General features: G+C 61.3%; 14 protein-coding genes. 6 read left to right on the top strand and 8 right to left on the bottom strand.

Translation table 11 applies throughout. From position 1 onward, the window contains the following. Nucleotides 1-1,264: carboxypeptidase M32 (locus VR71_RS09720; protein ID WP_045683369.1), on the top strand; the 1,264-nt coding region annotated here is incomplete at its 5' end. Between the two features lie 3 nt (nt 1,265-1,267). Here VR71_RS09720 and VR71_RS09715 read toward each other — a convergent pair. From VR71_RS09715 to VR71_RS09705, 3 genes are all read right to left on the bottom strand, one after another. After that, nucleotides 1,268-3,145, bottom strand: a complete 1,878-nt coding sequence (locus VR71_RS09715) for a nucleoside-diphosphate sugar epimerase/dehydratase (RefSeq protein ID WP_045683367.1) — start codon at nt 3,143-3,145, stop codon at nt 1,268-1,270. 158 nt (nt 3,146-3,303) lie between these two features. Beyond that, a complete protein-coding gene (locus tag VR71_RS09710) occupies nt 3,304-3,939 on the bottom strand; it encodes a sugar transferase (RefSeq protein ID WP_009818360.1) in 636 nt (211 codons plus the stop codon). Continuing rightward, complete coding sequence (locus tag VR71_RS09705) at nt 3,936-4,745, bottom strand: NAD(P)-dependent oxidoreductase (protein ID WP_254656423.1); 810 nt, start codon at nt 4,743-4,745, stop codon at nt 3,936-3,938. Before VR71_RS09705 ends, VR71_RS09710 begins: the two co-directional genes overlap by 4 nt. Before the next feature lie 108 nt (nt 4,746-4,853). Here VR71_RS09705 and VR71_RS09700 point away from each other — a divergent pair, with 108 nt between their 5' ends. Beyond that, nucleotides 4,854-5,999 carry a polysaccharide biosynthesis/export family protein gene (locus VR71_RS09700; RefSeq protein WP_367118649.1) on the top strand — a complete coding sequence of 382 codons (1,146 nt, stop codon included), beginning with the start codon at nt 4,854-4,856 and terminating at the stop codon, nt 5,997-5,999. A 124-nt stretch (nt 6,000-6,123) separates the two neighbouring features. Here the strand turns inward: VR71_RS09700 and VR71_RS09695 are convergent, their stop codons facing one another. From VR71_RS09695 to gyrA, 3 genes are all read right to left on the bottom strand, one after another. Further along, nucleotides 6,124-6,474 (bottom strand): DUF6614 family protein, encoded by a 351-nt coding sequence (locus VR71_RS09695; RefSeq protein WP_045683388.1) that lies wholly within the window; start codon nt 6,472-6,474, stop codon nt 6,124-6,126. 81 nt (nt 6,475-6,555) lie between these two features. Beyond that, nucleotides 6,556-7,140, bottom strand: a complete 585-nt coding sequence (locus VR71_RS09690; RefSeq protein ID WP_157046603.1) for a hypothetical protein — start codon at nt 7,138-7,140, stop codon at nt 6,556-6,558. Between the two features lie 149 nt (nt 7,141-7,289). Further along, entirely contained in the window at nt 7,290-9,989 is a 2,700-nt protein-coding gene (gene gyrA, locus VR71_RS09685; RefSeq protein WP_009818365.1) for a DNA gyrase subunit A, read from the bottom strand. A 221-nt stretch (nt 9,990-10,210) separates the two neighbouring features. Between gyrA and VR71_RS09680 the strand changes: the two genes are divergently transcribed. Next, a complete protein-coding gene (locus VR71_RS09680) occupies nt 10,211-10,480 on the top strand; it encodes an usg protein (RefSeq protein ID WP_009818366.1) in 270 nt (89 codons plus the stop codon). A gap of 77 nt (nt 10,481-10,557) precedes the next feature. Then, nucleotides 10,558-12,387 (top strand): SLC13 family permease, encoded by a 1,830-nt coding sequence (locus tag VR71_RS09675; protein ID WP_045683358.1) that lies wholly within the window; start codon nt 10,558-10,560, stop codon nt 12,385-12,387. 45 nt (nt 12,388-12,432) lie between these two features. On the opposite strand, the gene VR71_RS09670 is transcribed toward VR71_RS09675, so the two are convergent. Both VR71_RS09670 and hemB read right to left on the bottom strand, forming a co-directional pair. Next, complete coding sequence (locus VR71_RS09670) at nt 12,433-12,993, bottom strand: YSC84-related protein (protein WP_040651493.1); 561 nt, start codon at nt 12,991-12,993, stop codon at nt 12,433-12,435. 128 nt (nt 12,994-13,121) lie between these two features. Next, nucleotides 13,122-14,123 (bottom strand): porphobilinogen synthase, encoded by a 1,002-nt coding sequence (gene hemB, locus VR71_RS09665; RefSeq protein WP_045683355.1) that lies wholly within the window; start codon nt 14,121-14,123, stop codon nt 13,122-13,124. Between the two features lie 122 nt (nt 14,124-14,245). On the opposite strand from hemB, the gene VR71_RS09660 reads away from it, so the two are divergent. Beyond that, the gene (locus VR71_RS09660) at nt 14,246-14,773 is read left to right on the top strand and encodes a component of SufBCD complex (protein WP_296430138.1); all 528 of its coding nucleotides are present in this window, start codon (nt 14,246-14,248) and stop codon (nt 14,771-14,773) included. Between the two features lie 61 nt (nt 14,774-14,834). Continuing rightward, nucleotides 14,835-18,287, top strand: coding sequence for a transcription-repair coupling factor (gene mfd, locus VR71_RS09655; RefSeq protein ID WP_045683352.1), 3,453 nt, complete (start codon nt 14,835-14,837; stop codon nt 18,285-18,287). Nucleotides 18,288-18,309: the final 22 nt, after the last annotated feature.

The following is an 18,309-nucleotide window of genomic DNA, read 5'->3' as shown; positions in this document are numbered from 1 at the left end:
GGAGGCGACCGCGCCCGTGGCGCGGGCGCAGTTGCGTCATATCCGGCGCGATTACGCGCGGGCGGTCAAGGTGCCAGGGGATCTTGCGGTGGCGCTGGCGCGGCTGACGAGCCGGGCGCAGGGGCAATGGGCCGAGGCTCGGGCGGCGGATGACTTTGCCGCCTTTGCGCCGATTCTGTCCGAGGTGGTGCGGCTCAAGCGCGAGGAAGCGGCGGCCCTGTCAGCGGGTGGCGCGCTCTATGATGCGCTGCTGGAGGATTACGAGCCGGGCATGGGTGCCGCAAAGCTCGATGCGATGTTTGCTGAAATGCGGCCGCGTCTGGTGGCGCTGCGCGCGGCGGCGCTGGAGGTGGCGTGGCCCAAGCTCGAGGGCAGATTTGACCGTGCCGCGCAACTGGCGTTGTCGCAGAAGCTGGCGCAGGTGTTCGGCTATGACCTGAGCCGGGGGCGGCTGGATCTGGCGGTGCATCCGTTCAGTTCCGGCAGCGGCGACGATGTGCGGATCACCACGCGGGTGAGCGAGGTGGACCCGTTCAACTGTTTCTATTCCACCATCCACGAGGTCGGACATGCCTGTTACGAGCAGGGGATTGATCCCGCCTATCGCCTGACGCCCTTGGGGCAGGGTGTGTCGATGGGGGTGCATGAGAGCCAGAGCCGGATTTACGAGAACCAGTTGGGGCGCAGCCGGGCCTTCTGTGGCTGGCTCTATGGGCAGATGCGCGATGCCTTTGGCGCGTTCGGAATTGCCGATGAGGATGGCTTTTACCGCGCTGTGAACCGGGTGCATCGTGGCTATATCCGGACCGAGGCAGATGAGGTGCAATACAATCTGCATGTGATGCTGCGCTATGATCTGGAGCGGGCGTTGATGACCGGGGATTTGGCCGTGACCGATCTTGAGGCGGCGTGGAATGATCGCTTTGCCGCTGATTTCGGCACGCCGGTGGATCGCGCGTCCAACGGCGTGTTGCAGGATGTGCATTGGTCGGTGGGTCTGTTCGGGTATTTCCCGACCTATAGTCTGGGCAATGTCTATGCAGGGTGCCTGCATGCCGCGTTGCGCGACGCCGTGCCGGGGCTCGATGCGCAATTGGCGCAAGGTGACCTGCAAGAGGCAACGGCGTGGCTGCGCGACGCTGTGCAGCAGCATGGCGGGCTATACGAGCCGGCGGAAGTCATTGCGCGTGCCTGTGGGGCAGCACCGCGGGCAGAGCCGCTCTTGGCCTATCTGGAGGGTAAGTTTGGTGCGCTCGCCGGGTGACGTCTACTGATTGACGCTGGCTTCGGGGTGGTCTTCGATCTGTTCGATCCACTGCGCGAGCACGCTGCGCAGGAGCGCCACGTCGCGGGTCTCGATTGCCTCGGACAGGGATTTGAGTGCCTTGGCGAGTTCGATTTCCGACAGATGGCCTTCTTGGGCGCGCAGGATCTTGGGGTGTGGCGTGGTTAGCATGTCGGAACCGATTAGCAGTTCCTCATAAAGCTTTTCACCGGGGCGCAGGCCGGTGATGCGGATCTCGATGTCTCCGTGTGGATTTAGCGTGTCACGTACCGTGAGACCCGAGCCTTCGATCATCTTGCGGGCCACGTCGCGCACGGCGATGGGTTTGCCCATGTCGAGCACAAAGACATCGCCACCGCGGGCAAAAGAGCCGGCCAATAGAACCAAGCGCGCCGCCTCGGGGATGGTCATGAAATAGCGGGTGACGTCGGCGTGGGTCAGCGTCACAGGCCCGCCGCGCGCAATTTGTTCCGCAAAGAGCGGGATGACAGAGCCTGAAGAACCCAACACATTGCCAAAACGCACCATGGAGAAGCGGGTGGTTTTGCTCCGGGTTGCCAGATCCTGCACGATCATTTCGGCAAAGCGCTTGGAGGCGCCCATCACGCTGACGGGGCGCACGGCCTTGTCTGTCGAGACGAGGATAAAGCGTTCGACGCCGGCGTCGCGTGCGGCATGGGCCACGATCCGTGTGCCGATCACATTGTTGCGCATGCCTTCAATCGCGTTCGCTTCGACCATGGGCACGTGTTTGTAGGCGGCGGCGTGCAGCACAATCTCGACCTTGCGCGCGCGCATCAGGACATTGACCACCGATTTCTCGCAAACCGAGCCAAGTATGGGGGTGATCCGCATCAGAGGTGCGAGGCTGCGCAATTCGCGGTCGATCTCGAAGAGGGCGTGTTCGCTGTGATCAAAGAGGATCAGATGGCCGGGCTCGTAGGCGATCACTTGGCGGCAGAGTTCCGAGCCGATCGAGCCACCGGCACCGGTGACGAGCACGCAGCGCCCCTTGTAGCTGTCACGTGAGCCGGGAAGTTTGTCGTCCAGCCCGTCGCGGCCGAGGAGATCGTTGATGTCAACCGGGCGGCTCTTGTAGAGGGTGCGGACGTCGTTGGAGATCAGATCCGCAAAGGAGGGCAGAGCGTGGACCTCGCAGCCATGGTCTGCGATGCGGCGCGAGAGCACGGCGCGTTTGGCCGGGGGGGCGCTTGGCATGGCGAGGATGACGCGCTGAATGTCGTAGCGTTTGATGAGATCCGGCAGATCGGACGATTTGAACACCTTGAGTCCCGCAATGGTCAGGGATTGCAGGCGCGGTTCGTCGTCAACGAAGGCCATTGGCAAGACTTCGTCATCCGTCGCCAATGCGCTGGCGAGTTGTTGTCCGGTTTGACCGGCCCCATAGATCAGCACCCGCAGACGGCGATTGCCATTGCGGTAGATGCGCAGCAGGACCATGCGCAGCACGAGGCGCGCGGTGACGGACAGGATGAGAAACATCATGCCGCTGACGACATAGACCGTGGCCGGGGCCGCCGCGCTGCCCGGAAGAAGCGAACCGGCGACGCCGCTTGCCGTCATGGCAAGTGCCACCCAACCCGAGTTGAGCATGCCTTGCATTTCGTAGGATTTCAGCTTGACCTTGTGCAGCCCGAAATAGGTTGCCACCGCGGCGGCGGTGCACATCATCACCAGAAGTTCGCTCAGAACTGCATCTCCCGCTGCCGCGAGAGAGGACGGTCCGAGGAGGAGAACACGCGCGGCGAGGTACGAGATAGCCACGATCAGCATATCGAGCGTCAGAAAGAACGTCTGCTTCTGACCTTGTTTCAGCGTCGTGACAGTTCGATAGAGCACTGCGCTTACCCCCACTATTCGGCTTTTTCGTTTTAGGCGCTTGGCGCAGTAATACAAATCCCAATCACTGGCTTGTTACAGGTGTGGACCCCGAAACTGAGCAAGTTTTAGCCGATTCGCGTAACATATGTGCAAGAGGCGTGACGAATCCTTTGAAATCAACCGCGTTCGAGGCGGCGTGCCCTGCGACGGTAAAAGACACGAATCACGGTTTGGCAGATTAAACGCAGGTCGTAGCACAGGCTCTGGTGGCGCGACCAAATCAGATCCAGCCTTGCCTTGCGGGGAATGCAACGGGTCACATAGGTGGTTTCTCCGGTCTCGTGGCTGGTGCAGGCGGAGAGCAGCTTTTCTTCGGTTCGGTGGTAGACCAGCGTCGCGAGTCCGGTCACACCGGGGCGTTTCTCGAGCACCTTGGCGTAGAGGTCGGGGCAGGCCTCGACATAGCAGCGCAGGGGGGGGCGCGGTCCGACAAAGCTCATGTCTCCGCGCAGCACATTGAGAAGCTGTGGCAATTCATCGAGGCGGTAGGCGCGAAGGCGTCTGCCCAAGGCGGTGACACGATGCTGCTTGTAGCCGGACGAGACGCCCGCGTCGTTCTCGACCACCCGCATGGTGCGGAATTTCCAAAGGCAAAACGGTGTATCCGGTGTCCGCATCCGCTCGGACAAGTACAACACGGGGCGGCCGTCGATCAGGGCGATGAGGAGGGCAACGACGAGGATGACCGGAGCCAGCAGCAGGATCAGCAAAAGCGCAAATCCAATGTCGAAGGCCCTCTTGGCTGGGGTCATGGTGCGGTCTCCAGAGTGTGCCAGTCGTCGATCATCTGTTGGGCTGTATCTCTGAGATATAGAAACGGGATCAAACCGGCAAGTCGGGTGCCGTCGAGGCTTACGGTCTGCACGGCGGTTTCCGGGGCGTCTTGCCAGATCACGGGACGCCCGGCTGCCTCGGCCAGAGCCTGCATGGTTACAGGCGTGGGCGATGTGACATTGAGCGTATCAGGAAGCTGATCTGGCGGCACGCTTGCGAGCGCCCTCAAGACCTTGGCCAGATCGCCCGGAGCGATATAGCTGCGGCAGGGGCCGGTGCCATCGGCAAAGCGGTCAAGCCGGACCGGGCTGTCATGCAGCCGCAGGGCGGGGGCAAGGCTGTCGGCCCCCACAACATTCGCAAGCCGCAGGCAGCAGTGCCGCGTGGGGCCGGTGGGCAAGGCACGCACCGCGTCTTCCATTGCCAGTTTGGAATGGCCATAGGCATTGGCGGGCGCCGGTCTATCGGTTTCGTGCAGCGCGTGGCCAGGGCCGTAGACTGCGGCGGAGGAGAAGTGCAGCACGCGCCGCGCGCCGCAGGCTGCGGCCAGATCGGCGCTGTGGCGGACGAGGTCGATGTTGGCTGAAAGATCCTCTGGCGCGCCGGACACTCGGCCCCAAAGCGCAATGACGGTATCGCAATCGGGCAAAGTTGAGAGACGAGCCCCGGGGGACCAAAGAATATCAGCGGGCTTGCGGCGCGACAGCCAGACAATCCGTGGGGCGTCAAGATCGCGCCACGCGGCCCGCAAGAATCCGGCAATTCGGCCTGATGCGCCGGTCACGAGCAGAGATGGTCCTAAGTGCGTTTCGGTCAAGATGCAGCGCTGCCTGTTGCTAAAGGTCAGATTCCGATTGTCTAGCACGCCGTGTGCGGGGTAGGAACCGATGCAATGCCAAACAGACGGGGGAGTCGGAGAGTGACGCGCACAATCAGGATTTTCCTTGGGGTTCTCATGTTTGCCGCTCTGGCGTCGTGCAGTTTGCCTCGGGGTGCCGCCCTGCAAAGTGAGGTTCTCGCCGAACGTGACACAAAATCCCCCACGTTCCAGGTGGTGGAGGTCACGCGCCGGTCCACGCCTGCCCTCGCGTTGTGGCCTGCGTCCGGATGGAAGGGGCATTACCGTTGGTTATCGGCAAGCCGTGGCCCTGATTCCTCGATCATTCAAACCGGGGATACGCTTCAAATCGTGATCTGGGACAATCAGGAAAATTCCCTGTTGGCCAGTCAGGAGTCGCGATCGACGGCCGTTCCTCCAATGACGGTGTCGCCGTCTGGATCGGTGTTCATGCCCTATCTCGGTGAGATTAATGTGCGCGGAATGACAGAATCCGACGCGCGTGAGACGTTGCAAACGCGCATGCTCGAGATTGCGCCCTCGGCGCAGGTGCAGTTGAGCGTCACGCCGGGGCGCAACAATGCGGTCGACGTGGTGGGCGGTGTTGCGGCCCCCGGAAACTATCCGCTGGAGTCGCGCAATACGCGGGTCATGAGCGTGCTGGCGCAGGCTGGCGGCGTGTCTCCGGCGATGAAGAATCCTCTGGTCGTGTTGCAACGTGGCTCTGAGGTCTATGAAACCCGTGCGGAGACGCTGTTTGCCGATCCCGGTCGCAACGCGCTGGTGCGCGGGGGCGATCAGATCGTCGTGACCGAAGATGACCGCAGCTTTAACGTGTTGGGTGCTGCGGGCAGCCAGAAGGTGATTCCCTTCGAGGAGGAAACCATAACCGCGATGGAGGCCGTATCGTCCATGGGCGGGTTGAGTGCGGCGCGTGCCGATCCCAAAGGATTGCTGGTGCTGCGGGAATATGACCGGCGGCATCTCAACCCCGACAAGCCAGGTCCGGACATGCCTCAGGTCATTTTTTCGCTGGATCTGACCAATGCTGATGGTCTGTTTGCCGCGCGGCAATTCCAGATCAATCCCGGTGACACGCTGCTTGCAACCGAATCGCCGGTCACGCGGGTGCAGACCATACTTGGTCTGTTTGGAACGATCGTTGGTTTCGGCGCGACCGCGAACAATCTGGCGAACTAACCGCACCGTCACGCCAGAATGGCCTGTGGGATGATGGGGGTGCTGCCCCCATGCCCCTGAGGTATCTTAAGCCCGACGAGGCCACTCGGCAGGCGCGATCCCGTCGGGTGACGAGCCTGCCGCTTTAGACAAGTGACATGCGTTCAGCGCGCTCTGCGTCTGGAAACGGGCGGTAGAGGGCAAAACGGGCCTGAGCAATCTGGGCATGGACACGCTCATGCAACACTGTCGTTGTCTCGTCCTGTGCGCCGGTGAGCCGAAAGGCGCGGTCCAGTTGGGCGAGATCGGCAACCTCTATCTCGAGCAGGAAATCACCAAAGGCATCGGCCGCAAGGTTCAGCTTGCGACGGCAGAGGCGCCAACGTCCAATGGTTCCGTGGGTGTGAAGATGGGTCATCCAAGCCTCAAGCGCGGCGGCAAAGCCCAACGCCTTGGCATCCTGTTTGAGGTCAATCATGCAGCAATAGAGGTTCATCGGCAGGTATCCCGGCATCCTGTGGCACCCTGCCGAGTTTGCACGGGATAGGTTTAGACCGAGTTAAGTCCCGAGCGGCCGTCACAGATTGGCGAAGATATTCTCGACTTCTGGTTCGTCCTCGGCTGTTTTGGAGCGGTTCGGACCTGAGGTGACGGCGAGTGCGTTCCGGATTTCCTTTTGGATCGGTCTCTTGCGTGTCAGGAGCGGGCTTATGCGGTGGGGTTCGATCGCCTTTCGTACAAATACGCGGCGCACGCGCGCACGCTGGACGAAGATCGAGGCCCGGCGCAATTCCCGGCGTCCCAGCGAGGCGTAGCTGAGGAATACCCCCGCCGCGAGCGCCAAGTCCCGCCAAAAACCCGAGAGGTTCTCAGGCGTCAACAGCCAAAAGTTCTCAGTCAGGCTCGAGAACAGGATCAGGGCGACAAGGGTGCGGGCGATACGGCGCAGTTGAAATCCTGCCATAAAGCTGATGCTGAGGCAGAGCAGGGCAATCGAACCGACGAAACGTGCGACGCTCTGAGGCAGGACAAAGGAGAAGAGCGCCCCGACGTCAAAGCCTGTCACGAACCCGAGCGCGAGGGCCATGAAGTAGGACCCCATCACGATGCGCATCAAGTTCAGTCCGGTTGGACCAATTCGGTAGCGAAAGTTTCTGGTCATATGCAGCATCCGCTCGGTCAGGGAAGAGGAACTGGTCTTTACTCGCACAAACAAGCCGCACATGGGCGGCCTTCTATTCATGGCAAATGTTGCAAGAATTGGGCCAAATCATGATGATGCACGATTAAAGGTCGCGCCGAGGGTTAAAGTCAACCCTCGGCAGTTTCGTCCTCATCGGCCTGTTCGGCGATCCAAGCGACCGAAACGACCTCTTCTCCGGTGCCGGTGTTGAACACTTTGACCCCGCCCGCGCTGCGCGAGCGGAAGGAAATGCCCATGACAGGCACGCGGATCGACTGACCCTTGGAGGTCGCGAGCATGATCTGATCCTCGAGCGTCACGGGGAAGGAGGCGACGACTGTGCCACCGCGCATGCCCTTGTCCATCGCCTGCACGCCCATGCCACCGCGCCCGCGCACCGGGTAGTCATGGCTGGAGCTGAGCTTGCCCGTGCCTTTGGCGGTGATGGTCAGGATCAGGTTTTCAGCCAATTGCATTTCCTCGAAGCGCTCGGGGCTGATGGCGGCATCGGCGTTGCCTTCGTCATCGGCGGCTGCGTCCTCATCCGCGCCTGCCAGTTGGCGGCGCATCTTGAGATAGGCAGCGCGCTCGTCAGCGGAGGCGTCGAAATGGCTGATCACCGACATCGACACGACGCGGTCATTGCCCAGCAGGCGGATGCCGCGCACGCCGGTGGATTTGCGGCCCTTGAAGACCCGCACCTCGGTCGTTGGGAAGCGGATGGCGCGGCCGGAATCGGTCACGAGCATGACGTCATCCTCGGGGCCGCAGATGCGCGCGTTGACCAGTTCCACGCCCTCGGGCAGGTCCATCGCGATCTTGCCATTGCGCATGACATTGGTGAAATCCGAGAGCGCATTGCGGCGCACGTCGCCTGCCGAGGTGGCAAAGACGATCTGCAAATCTTCCCAATCTTCCTCGGGGCGGTCCACCGGCATGATTGCGGCGATGGAAACGCCTGTGGGAATCGGCAGGATATTAACGATGGCCTTACCCTTGGAGGTCCGGCCCCCGAGTGGCAAACGCCATGTCTTGAGCTTGTAAACCATACCGCCGGTGGTGAAGAACAGAAGCTGCGTGTGGGTATTGGCGACAAAGAGGGTGGTGACCACGTCTTCATCCTTGGTGGCCATGCCCGACAGTCCTTTGCCGCCGCGTTTTTGAGCGCGGAAATCGGCAAGGGCCGTGCGTTTGATATAGCCGCCGCTGGTGACGGTCACGACCATATCCTCGCGCTCGATGAGGTCTTCGTCCTCCATATCGCCGGACCAGTCGACAATCTGGGTGCGGCGCGGCACGGCAAAGAGGTCGCGCACCTCGCGCAGTTCGTCCGAGATGATCTGCATGATCCGTTCGCGGCTGGCGAGGATGGCGAGGTATTCCTTGATCTTGCCGGCGAGGTCTTGCAGCTCGTCGGTGACTTCCTTGACGCCAAGTTGCGTCAGGCGTTGCAGGCGCAGGTCGAGAATGGCGCGGGCCTGAACCTCGGACAGATTATAGGTGCCGTCCTCATTGGCCGGGTGGCTGGGATCGTCGATGAGCGCGATATAGGGCAGGATTTCTCTTGCAGGCCAGCGGCGTTCCATCAGCTTGAGCCGGGCCTCGGCGGCGTCGGCGGAGGCGCGGATCGTGGCCACGACCTCATCAACGTTGGACACAGCCACCGCCAGACCGCAGAGAACATGCGCGCGTTCGCGAGCGCGGCGCAACTCAAAGGCGGTGCGGCGTGCGACCACTTCTTCGCGGAACACGATGAAGAGGGACAGGAAGCGGTGCAGCGTCAGTTGTTCGGGTTTGCCGCCGTTGAGGGCCAGCATGTTGCAGCCGAAATAGGTCTGCATCGGGGTGAAGCGGAACAACTGGTTCAGCACCACCTCGGCGGTTGCGTCACGCTTGAGTTCGATCACCACGCGCACGCCGTTGCGGTCAGACTCGTCCTGCACATGCGAGATGCCTTCGATCCGCTTTTCGCGGGCGGCTTCGGCGATGCGTTCGATCATCGTGGCCTTGTTCACCTGATAGGGGATCTCGTCGATGATGATGGCGTAGCGGTCTTTGCGGATCTCCTCGACGCGGGTCTTGGCGCGAATGATGACAGAGCCGCGTCCCTCGAGATAGGCCTTGCGCGCGCCGGAGCGGCCCAGCATCAGGCCGCCGGTGGGGAAATCGGGGCCGGGAATATACTGGATCAGGTCTTCGCTCTCGAGATCGGGATTTTCGATCAGTGCCAGCGTGGCATCCACGACCTCGCCCAGATTGTGCGGCGGGATATTGGTGGCCATGCCCACGGCGATACCGCCCGCACCATTGACCAGCATATTGGGAAAGCGCGCGGGCAGGACGGTGGGCTCGCGGTCTTTGCCGTCGTAATTGTCCTGAAAGTTGACGGTGTCTTTTTCGATATCGGCCAGCAGATAGGCCGCCGGTTTGTCCATCCGCACTTCGGTATAGCGCATGGCGGCCGCGTTATCGCCGTCCATAGAGCCGAAATTGCCCTGACCATCAAGGAGGGGCAGGGACATCGAGAAATCCTGCGCCATGCGCACAAGCGCGTCATAGATCGCTGAATCGCCATGCGGGTGATATTTGCCCATCACGTCACCCACTGCGCGGGCGGATTTGCGATAGGGTTTGTCGTGGGTATTGCCGCCCTCATGCATGGCATAGAGAATGCGCCGATGCACCGGTTTCAGGCCGTCGCGCAGGTCAGGAATCGCGCGGCTGACGATCACGCTCATGGCGTAATCGAGGTAGGATGTTTTCATCTCATGGGTGATGGACACCGATGGGCCGCTGTAGCTGGGCCGTTCTGGTGGGGTTTCATCCATGTTTTCAGGGGGTTGAGGCGTATCGCTCACGTTTTGTACCGTCCTGTGATCTGGCGCTATATCTTGTTGAGCGGACTATATCAGAGGCAGGATATGGGGTGCAATGGCGCAGGGCCACAGCATGTGTCAGCCGGGCAGGTAGAGTGCTAACATACTGTTTTAATTGAAAAGTAATTTCATTCAGGCATCATGGTCCTATGAGGTAGTGACAGGAGCAGAAAATGCCAACTTCCGAAACCGAATTGATGCTGAAAGGATATGGGCTAACCACGGCGGAGTTCTTTTACCGGATGCCCGATTACCGGAATGTGCTGAACAGCTATGTCTGGCAGGACTATGATCTGGCACCGGACCATCCGCGACTGTTCGAGTTCATCGAATTCTGGCAGCGAGAGATCGAGGGGCCGCTGCATTCGGTGCGTTTCACGCATCGCAAGCTGATTGCCCCCGGTGAGTGGCGCAATGTCGTGGGCGAATTCACGCTGCATTGAAGGTGGGTAGCGCTTGAAGCGCGCGCCTGCCCGTGATTTTGTCGAGGGTCGTCGTTTCTGATGCAGAGGATAGCCTGATGACTGCCCCGCAAATGATGATCCTCGGCGTGCTCGCGCTGACTATGGGACTGTTTCTCTGGGGGCGGCTGCGGCATGATGTGGTGGCGCTGTCGTCCTTGATGGCCTGTGTGGTCACAGGGCTGGTGCCAGCCGCCGACGCGTTCGTCGGGTTCGGGCATCCGGCGGTGATCACCGTTGCCTGTGTGCTGGTGCTGAGCCAAGGATTGCAGAACACCGGCGCGGTAGATGCCTTGACCCGCGCGGTGCTGCCGCGTCAGGCCGGACGATTTGTCAGTATGATTGCATTGCTGGGTCTCGGTGCGGCGCTCTCGGGATTTATGAACAATGTGGGCGCGATGGCGCTCCTGATGCCGGTGGCGATGCAACTGGCCAAGCGGTTGGAGTTGCCGCCGGGACTGGTGTTGATGCCCTTGGCCTTTGGCACGATTTTGGGGGGCATGATGACGCTGGTCGGCACGCCACCCAACCTCATCGTTTCCGGGTTTCGTGATGCGGCCGGGCGTGGGCCCTTTGGTATGTTCGATTTCGCGCCGGTTGGTGTGACTGTGGCCGTGCTCGGGATCGCGGCGATTGCCGCTATTGGCTGGCGGTTGGTGCCCCGGCGCACCTCTGCGCGGGCGTCGGAATTCGACGCAGGTGCCTATACGACCGAGGTGCGGGTGGGTGAGAAGAGCAAGGCAATCGGTCTGACGCTGCGGGCCTTTGAGCGCGACGTCGAAAGTTCGGACGCGCAGATCGTGGCATTGGTGCGCAACGATGTACGCTTGCTTGCCCCGCATGGTGGGCGGATTATCAGGGAAGATGATGTTCTCGTGCTGGAGGCCGATGTCGAGGCCTTGGCGGAAACGCTTTCGGTGTTCGATCTGACCTTGGAGGCGGACATCAAGAAAGCCAAGGCGCCAAAGACCGAGGAGGCAGAGACCAAAACCGACGCGGAGGCGGCCGAAGACCCCGGTTCAATGGATGAGCGCGACACGGTGTTGCGCGAATTGGCGGTGCTGCCGTCAGCGTCGATTGTCGGGATGTCTGCCAGCGATCTGCATCTGCGCACGCGGTACGGGCTCAATCTTTTGGCGGTGGCGCGCGGGGGGCAGGCACCGCGCGCGCGCCTGCGCTCGATCAAGCTGAAATCGGGAGATCTTCTGTTGATGCAGGGACCGGCCGAATCCTTGTCGGAATTCATCCATGACACGGGCTGTGTGCCGTTGGGCGAGCGGGAGTTGCGCCTGCCAAGCCGACGGATGGCGATCACGGCGGCGGGCATCATGGGCGTGGCGGTTGTGCTGGTGACCTTTGGCGTTCTGCCTGCGGCGGCCAGTTTCGCGCTGGGCGTTCTGGCCTCGATGTTGTTTCGCACAGTGCCGCCCCGTCAGGTCTATACGGCGATTGACTGGCCCGTGATCGTGTTGCTGGCCGCGCTCATCCCCGTGGCGGGCGCGATGCAGAGCACGGGAGCCGCAAATTTGCTGGCGGAGTTTTTGGTGACCCACGTCGCGCAGGGACAGGCCATAGCGGCCCTGGCGGTGATCCTGATCACCACGATGTTCCTGTCTGATGTGATGAACAACGCCGCGACCGCCGCGGTGATGTGTCCGATCGCACTTGGGATTTCCGCGTCGCTTGGCGTCAGCCCGGACAGTTTCCTGATGGCGGTGGCCATTGGGGCGTCTTGTGCGTTTCTGACGCCCATCGGGCATCAGAACAACACGCTGATCCTTGGCCCCGGCGGATTTCGCTTTGGCGATTACTGGAAATTGGGATTGCCGTTGGAAATTCTGGTCGTGGCGATCAGCTTGCCGCTCTTGCTGATCGTCTGGCCGCTCTGACGCCGCACAAGCCTTGTGGCTTTGCGACGTCAGTATGCGATCCGGTTAGGGGATGATGCGGGTGTATTTCATGCCTTCGAGCGATGCACCGGCCAGAGCGCCGGCCTGTCCAAAGACCACGGCTACAACCGGGCTGGTCGAGGTTGTGGTTTCGGCGCGCATGTTTTCGCCCCTGTCGTTGAAGACATATTCCACGTCCGCGCCCGCAGCCCAACCCGACGAGCGGCGGAACTGTTCCAATGCGCCTTCGGTCATGAAGAACAACACATGCGCGAATTGCTGTGCCCCGATCTGAAGACCGATGCTGCCTTTGGTCGCCGAGTAGTAATCGACCGTGATGTTGTTGATCCGGAGCGCGCCACGGCCAAAGCCGCCGCCGACGATCAGACCCGCCTCTGTCATCAAGGGCATGATCAGCATGCCATTGGATTTATCAGCAAGCGCGCGGGTGCCGGGGTATTGCGCATACATGTGGGTGAGGGTGGAATCCACCCGCGCATCAATCGTCGAGGCGCCGGTGCTGCCAACGCCGTTGCCACAGGCCGCAAGCAGCGGCGTGCCGGCCATCAGGCCCAAGGTAAAAGTCCGTCTTGAGAGAATGCTCATGGGTTTGCCTGTTTGTTGCCTCAGGGTGCCGGTCTTTTGTAACATACCGGTCTGGCACCGATTATAGGGGTAAGGTGGTCTTATGTCACCATAGATTGCGTTCATGCGCGGGATACTGCGCGCTCAGGTCAGCCATTTGACAAGATACGGGCCACCGCCGGTGCAAAATAGGTCAAGACCCCGTCGCACCCTGCGCGTTTGAAGCACATCAGGCTCTCGAGCATGGCACGTTCGCGGTCGATCCAGCCGTTCTGAGCGGCAGCCATTATCATCGCGTATTCGCCCGATACCTGATAGGCAAAAGTGGGCGCGCCAAAGGTTTCTTTGGCCCGTCGACAGATGTCGAGATAGGGCATGCCCGGCTTGACCATCACCATATCCGCGCCCTCACGCAGGTCACGCTCGATGAGGCGCAGCGCCTCGTCGGTGTTGGCCGGGTTCATCTGATAGGTTTTCTTGTCGCCCTTGAGGGCATTTGCGGCCCCCACGGCATCGCGGAACGGGCCGTAGAAGGCGCTCGCGTATTTGGCGGCGTAGGACATGATCATCACATTATGGTGACCATGCGCCTCAAGCGCTGTGCGAATGGCCCCGACGCGTCCGTCCATCATATCCGACGGGCCGATGATGTCGACGCCCGCCTTGGCCTGAGACAGCGCCTGTTTGACCAGAGCCTCGACCGTGGTGTCATTGACGATCTCGCCATCCACGACAAAGCCGTCGTGGCCGGTGTCCGAATAGGGATCGAGGGCCACATCGGTCATCACCGAGAGGTCTGGCACCGCCGCCTTGATCGCGCGCGTGGCACGATTGCTCAGGTTTTCGGGATTCCAGGCCTCTGCGCAATCGGCGGTGCGGTTTTCGGCTGATGTGTAAGGAAAAAGGCAAATGGCCGGTATACCGAGGTCAGCGGCCTCTTGGGCGGCCTCGACCACGCGGTCGATGGAGCGGCGCATCACGCCGGGCATGGAGGGAACCGGTTCCTCGATGCCTTCGCCATCGCGCACGAATACTGGCCATATGAGATCACCGACCGAGAGCGTGTTTTCCGCCACCAAGGCGCGGATGCTGGGGGTCGCACGGGTGCGGCGCAGGCGGGTGGCGGGAAAGGCAGCTTGGGTCGGGCGCATGGGCGGTCTTTCTGGCTGGGTCAACCCTCACTGAGTGGCATGGAAATTCACGCATCTCAAGGGTAGGAATTGCCGCGCACCGGCGCTAAGAGAAGCGATGATACGGCGAGAGGGGACCGGCCTTGGACTGGTACGACACTGTTTTCGAATTGATTGACATGCGGTCCTTTAGCAACCTTTGGTATTGGATCGCTTTGGCTGTGACGTGGTCCTCGGCCAGCCATTGGGTATTAGGCGTGCCATGGGACATGGCCATTCGGGCCCGCAAGGGCCGGAGTGCGCAGGCGATAACGGATTTCGAAGATATGGTACGGATCAATATCAACCGCATCCTCTATGTCGCGCGGGAATCGGGTTTATTGATGGTTGGCATCACCGCATTCCTGATGACGATGCTGATGCTTTTGGGGTTTGTGTATCACAACGAATTCGCCCAAGCCCTATTTTTGCTTGGCTTTCCGCTCTTGATTGTCGGTGTTCTGTCTGTGTGGGTGGCACAACGCATCACTGTTCGGGACCTTAATGGCGAGGCCTTGATCAAACGGTTGCAGACGCATCGCTTTTTCATCCAGTTGATTGGCATGTTCTCGATATTCGTGACTGCGATGTGGGGCATGTATCAGAACATGAATGCCAATATTCTGGGATGAAGCCGCTCGTCGTTTGGGCGCATGCACCGCCTGCTGACCGAGCGCAAGGAACAGGAACACCATGACCAAAGCGCAGCATATCACCGTGGGCGGCGCGCCCGAAGGCTTTGACGCGCGGCTGATCCTGGCTGAAGTGGCCAAGGCCGGTGCGCCGGTCCTGCACATCGCGCGCGATGACAAGCGGATGGCGGCGATGCAGGCGGCCTTGCGATTCTTTGCGCCTGATATGCCGGTGATGACCTTTCCGGGCTGGGACTGCCTGCCCTATGACCGGGTATCGCCCAATGCCGATATTTCGGCTACGCGGATGGCGACGCTGGCGGGGCTGGTGCATGGCGGGCCGTCGCAATTTGTGCTGTTGACCACGCTCAATGCCGCGTCGCAGCGGGTGCCTGCCCGAGACGTGCTGCGCGATGCGGCTTTTGTCGCGGCGGTGGGTGAGCGGATCGACGACAAGGCCTTGCGCGATTTTCTGGTGCGGATGGGGTTTACGCAGGCACCCACGGTGACGGAACCTGGCGATTACGCGCTGCGCGGCGGGATCATCGACATCTACCCTCCGGGCGAGGGCGGGCCGGTGCGGCTTGATCTGTTCGGCGATGTGCTGGATGGGATTCGCCGGTTTGATCCGGCCACACAGCGCACGACTGAAAAGTTGAGCCGGGTGGAGTTGGCGCCCGTGTCGGAGGTCATTCTGGACGAGGAGGCGATCCGCCGCTTTCGTCAGAATTACCGGATCGAGTTTGGCGCGGCGGGCACCGATGATCCGCTTTACGAGGCGGTGAGTGCGGGGCGCAAACACGCGGGTGTCGAGCATTGGTTGCCGTTCTTTCATGAGCGGCTGGAGGGGCTGTTTGAGTATCTGCCAGCGGCCACGATCACGCTGGATGAGCAGGTCACACCGCAGCGTCTGGCGCGTTGGGACAGTATCGCGGATCAATACGAGACGCGGCATCTGGCGCTGAGCCAGAAATCGCGGGGCGATACCGTCTACAAGCCGGTGCAGCCGGGTTTGCTCTATTTTGACGATGCAGCCTGGAGCGCGGCGGTGGCTGACCGGCGTGTCTTGCAGTTTGCAGCCTTGCCGCAGGCGACAGGCTTGGGCGTGCTCGACGCAGGCGGGCGGATCGGGCGCAACTTTGCACCTGAACGACAGCAGGAAAATATAAACCTTTTCAGTACCCTGAAGGATCATATTCACGCAAAACTTGAACGAGGTCCGGTGCTGGTGGCCTCGTATTCCGCAGGCGCGCGCGAAAGACTTGAGGGTCTGCTTGAGGACGAAGGGTTGATTGGCGCGGTGAGTGTCAGCACGGCCAAAGGTGTCGGCAAGCATGGGCTTCATCTGGCGGTCTGGCCGCTGGAGAACGGATTTGAGGCGCCGGACCTGACGGTGATCGCCGAACAGGATGTGCTGGGTGAGCGGTTGATCCGTGCGCCGCGCCGGCGGCGGGCCGAGAATTTCCTGACCGAAGCGCAGAGCCTGAGCATCGGCGATCTGGTGGTGCATGTGGACCACGGCATTGGCCGCTATCTGGGGCTAGAGGTGGTGACGGCCGCCGGGGCGGCGCATGAATGCCTTGTGCTGGAATATGCCGAAAGCTCCAAGCTCTACCTGCCGGTCGAGAATATCGAACTGCTGTCAAAATATGGGCATGAAGAGGGGCTTCTGGACCGTCTGGGCGGCGGGGCGTGGCAAGCCAAGAAGGCGCGGCTCAAGGAACGTATCCGCGAGATGGCGGACCGCCTGATCCGGGTGGCAGCCGAACGGGCGCTGCGGCGGGCGCCGGTGATCGAGCCGGAACACCACGCCTGGGAGGCCTTTGCCGCGCGCTTTCCCTATCAGGAAACCGACGATCAGTTGCACGCCATTGAGGATGTGTTGAGTGATCTCGGCTCTGGCTCTCCGATGGATCGGTTGATTTGTGGTGATGTCGGATTTGGCAAGACCGAGGTGGCGATGCGCGCGGCGTTTGCCGCTGCGATGACGGGTCTACAGGTGGCGGTGATCGCCCCCACCACATTGCTTGCCCGGCAACATTATCAAGAGTTTGCGTCGCGCTTTCGGGGGTTTCCGGTCAATGTTCGCCCCTTGTCGCGGTTTGTCTCGGCCAGTGATGCCGCCAAGACCCGCGATGCGATGTCGCGCGGTGAGGCGGACATTGTCGTGGGCACGCATGCCCTCTTGGCCAAGGGGATCAGGTTCAAGAACCTCGGGTTGCTGATCATCGACGAGGAACAGCGCTTTGGCGTGGCACATAAGGAGCGGTTGAAGCAACTGCGCTCTGATGTGCATGTGCTGACGCTGACCGCGACGCCTATTCCGCGCACGCTGCAACTGTCACTGTCAGGGGTGCGGGATCTGTCGATCATCGGCACGCCGCCTGTGGACCGTCTGGCAATCCGCACCTATGTGAGCGAGTTCGATAGCGTGACCGTGCGCGAGGCGCTCTTGCGCGAGCATTATAGGGGCGGGCAATCGTTTTATGTGGTGCCGCGCATCAGTGATCTGCCCGAGATCGAGGATTTCCTGAAAACGCAGGTGCCAGAGGTCACATATGTCATCGCCCATGGTCAGATGGCGGCGGGAGAACTCGACGACCGGATGAACGCATTTTACGATGGCAAATACGATGTGCTGCTGGCGACAACGATTGTCGAATCGGGGCTCGATATTCCGACCGCCAACACGATGATCATCCACCGCGCGGATATGTTCGGGCTGAGCCAGCTCTATCAGATCCGGGGGCGGGTGGGCCGCTCCAAGACGCGCGCCTATGCGTATCTGACGACCAAGCCGCGTGTGCCGCTGACGCCGGGTGCGGAAAAGCGGCTGCGGGTGCTGGGCAGTCTCGACACATTGGGGGCAGGCTTTACGCTGGCCTCGCAGGATCTGGATATTCGCGGTGCGGGGAATTTGCTGGGCGAGGAACAGTCCGGGCAGATGCGCGATGTCGGCTATGAACTCTACCAATCCATGCTGGAAGAGGCGATTGCCAAGATCCGCTCGGGCCAGATGGAGGGGCTGTCGGAGGCGGATGAGCAATGGGCGCCGCAAATCAATCTGGGCGTGCCGGTCCTTATCCCCGAGACCTATGTGCCCGATCTCGATGTGCGTCTCGGACTCTATCGTCGCCTGAGCGGGTTGGAGACCAAGGTGGAGCTGGAAGGCTTTGCCGCCGAGTTGATCGACCGCTTTGGCAAATTGCCGCGCGAGGTCAACATGCTGATGCTGGTGGTGCGGATCAAGGCGATGTGCAAACGCGCCGGCATTGCCAAGCTCGATGGCGGGCCGAAAGGGGCGACGATCCAGTTTCACAACGACAAATTCGCCTCGCCGCGCGGGCTGGTCGAGTTCATCGCCGACGAGCGTGGATTGGCCAAGGTGCGCGACAACAAGATTGTCGTGCGGCGCGACTGGAAGGGCGAGACCGATCGGATCAAGGGGGCCTTTGGTATCGCCCGCGATCTGGCGGAAAAGGTTGTGGCAGAGGCCAAGCGCGCCAAGAGCTGAGAGCGGGGTGGGGGCGCTGCCC

The organism is Roseovarius sp. BRH_c41, assembly GCF_000961715.1.
Classification (GTDB): domain Bacteria; phylum Pseudomonadota; class Alphaproteobacteria; order Rhodobacterales; family Rhodobacteraceae; genus Roseovarius.
This window is presented reverse-complemented; position numbering and strand designations above follow the sequence as displayed.

Bases quoted from the DNA above. Each gene is read 5' to 3' on its own strand.
- VR71_RS09710 (WP_009818360.1), bottom strand. From the start codon at position 3,939: ATGACCCCAGCCAAGAGGGCCTTCGACATTGGATTTGCGCTTTTGCTG.
- VR71_RS09700 (WP_367118649.1), top strand. From the start codon at position 4,854: ATGCCAAACAGACGGGGGAGTCGGAGAGTGACGCGCACAATCAGGATT.
- VR71_RS09695 (WP_045683388.1), bottom strand. From the start codon at position 6,474: ATGAACCTCTATTGCTGCATGATTGACCTCAAACAGGATGCCAAGGCG.
- VR71_RS09690 (WP_157046603.1), bottom strand. From the start codon at position 7,140: ATGACCAGAAACTTTCGCTACCGAATTGGTCCAACCGGACTGAACTTG.
- gyrA (WP_009818365.1), bottom strand. From the start codon at position 9,989: ATGGATGAAACCCCACCAGAACGGCCCAGCTACAGCGGCCCATCGGTG.
- VR71_RS09680 (WP_009818366.1), top strand. From the start codon at position 10,211: ATGCCAACTTCCGAAACCGAATTGATGCTGAAAGGATATGGGCTAACC.
- VR71_RS09675 (WP_045683358.1), top strand. From the start codon at position 10,558: ATGACTGCCCCGCAAATGATGATCCTCGGCGTGCTCGCGCTGACTATG.
- VR71_RS09670 (WP_040651493.1), bottom strand. From the start codon at position 12,993: ATGAGCATTCTCTCAAGACGGACTTTTACCTTGGGCCTGATGGCCGGC.
- hemB (WP_045683355.1), bottom strand. From the start codon at position 14,123: ATGCGCCCGACCCAAGCTGCCTTTCCCGCCACCCGCCTGCGCCGCACC.
- mfd (WP_045683352.1), top strand. From the start codon at position 14,835: ATGACCAAAGCGCAGCATATCACCGTGGGCGGCGCGCCCGAAGGCTTT.